The following is a 1,895-nucleotide window of genomic DNA, read 5'->3' as shown; positions in this document are numbered from 1 at the left end:
AGTGGTTCAGCCTACTTATTTGACACTACTACTGGCAGCTTGCTCCAGAAATTTATCGCACCCGACGGTTCTACAGAGGATAACTTCGGAGTCTCAGTAGCTCTAAGCAACAATACAGCCGTGATAGGTGCATGGAAAGACAACGACAATGGATTAGAAAGTGGTTCAGCCTACCTGTTTACCACTAACACTAACACTAAATCAACACCAGAACCATCATCGCTCTTAGGAATAGTAGGCACTGTCGCGATCGCCACCTTATCCCGAAAAAAGCAGCAGAAAAAATAACAATAAATATTTCTCATAGCAAATTTATCAAGCAAAGAATTCAACCTCAAAATCTTTGCTTGATTTTTTTTTGATGATTCTAGTTATCGTGCCAATAAACCAGCTTTTCAAACATTTGGCGATCGTCAACCACATATCTATTCTATTATCTGATATATCTCATTGAACTAATTGAGAAAGATGTGACAATGATTGAAGATGGAACATTTTTTTCTACCGAATTAAGCGGATTTGATATTACAAAAACTCCGCGATACTACTGAAAAGTAGAGTTTTTGTACTGCTTGTTGCCTCTTGCTTAAATAAAAATGTATTGTATCAGGACTTACGCACCCCAACAATAAACCAGGTTTATTGCCCTGATTATTATTTTTCCGGTTTATGCCTAAGTCCTAATGTATCTAAATTATATAGATGGAAAATAGAACTAAACACAAAGTGTAATATTTTCAGTAAAAACTTATACATGGGAACAAACTAAAAATATGGTAGACGTATTCTTTAATACTTGGGATAACAACAGAATCAACAATTCACGAGCTATAGACACAAGCGATCCTACTTATGTAATCGTACATGGTTACCAAAGTACAGGTGGAAACCCAGGTAATAACTTCACCCCTCAAGCTTGGATGTCAGAAATGGCACAAAATATACGAGATTTGGAAGGGAATGATGCTAATATTTTGGTAGTAGATTGGCAAGACGGCGCTGATACTTTCTATTATCCTGCTGCTGCCAACAGAGTTGATGATGTGGGAGTTGAGGTAGCAGACTATTTATTAGATCAAGGTATCAACCCTGGTACTACCACCCTTATTGGTCATAGTTTAGGTGCTCATCTGATGGGTGAAGCAGGCGAAGAACTTCGTGAACGTAGTGGCGATGTCGATCTGCTTATTGGTCTTGATCCAGCAGGTCCCGAATTTGAAGGAGGTTGGTTCTCTCGTCCTAACTCCACAGACGATCGCCTAGATGCAAGCGATGCGGATAGAGTTATTGCTTTCCATACTAGCAGTACATTGGGATACGACGACCCATTAGCTGACTTAGATTTATACATTAACTGGGACGATCTCCTCCAACCAGGAGCCTCTACTTTTGTAGGTAATCACGGCTACGCTCACACATTGTATAATAATCTATTAGATGGATTCGCATTCTCGCAAAGCAACGGCACTGTTTTCTCTCTATCAACTGTTAATGGTAACACAACAGGTTCATTATCTGTAGATACTTTTGCTGTATAGTCTTATAGACATAGCAGTTTGCATATAAATTAATCACAAACCACTATATTTTTTATCTATAATTCCTCACTTTAAAACGTATTATTAGGAGTTTAAGAAGTAATCATCTAACTATAAAACTGATAATAACTATTTGTTTTTCATCTTACTCAACCAAGGTTTTCCTAAGTCATGCTACACAAACATATCAGCGATCGCCTGAGATTTTTCAAGATAATATCAAGCTATTCAACACTACTTTCATCTTTTCAAAAAGCTAAAAAATCTCTCCTAGATCTATTCCGTAAAATAATTGGTTGAAATTATATAGCATTTCCCAAGCTAGTGAGGTACAATTAGGTAGGCGATCGCTAATCA

At 37.4% G+C, this 1,895-nt stretch carries 2 protein-coding genes; both read left to right on the top strand.

The genetic code is table 11. The features are described 5' to 3' along the window. On the top strand, nucleotides 1-288 hold a 288-nt coding region (locus tag ACP6PL_RS03410; protein WP_426542563.1), incomplete at its 5' end, for an FG-GAP repeat protein. 485 nt (nucleotides 289-773) lie between these two features. Beyond that, nucleotides 774-1,538 (top strand): alpha/beta fold hydrolase, encoded by a 765-nt coding sequence (locus ACP6PL_RS03405; protein WP_426542561.1) that lies wholly within the window; start codon nucleotides 774-776, stop codon nucleotides 1,536-1,538. Nucleotides 1,539-1,895: the final 357 nt, after the last annotated feature.

Source organism: Dapis purpurea BLCC-M126 (assembly GCF_050015975.1).
In the GTDB taxonomy this organism is placed as follows: Bacteria; Cyanobacteriota; Cyanobacteriia; order Cyanobacteriales; family Microcoleaceae; genus Trichodesmium.
Note: the sequence above shows the minus strand (reverse complement) of the source record. Positions and strands in the feature narration are given on the sequence as shown.

Bases quoted from the DNA above. Each gene is read 5' to 3' on its own strand.
- ACP6PL_RS03405 (WP_426542561.1), top strand. From the start codon at position 774: ATGGTAGACGTATTCTTTAATACTTGGGATAACAACAGAATCAACAAT.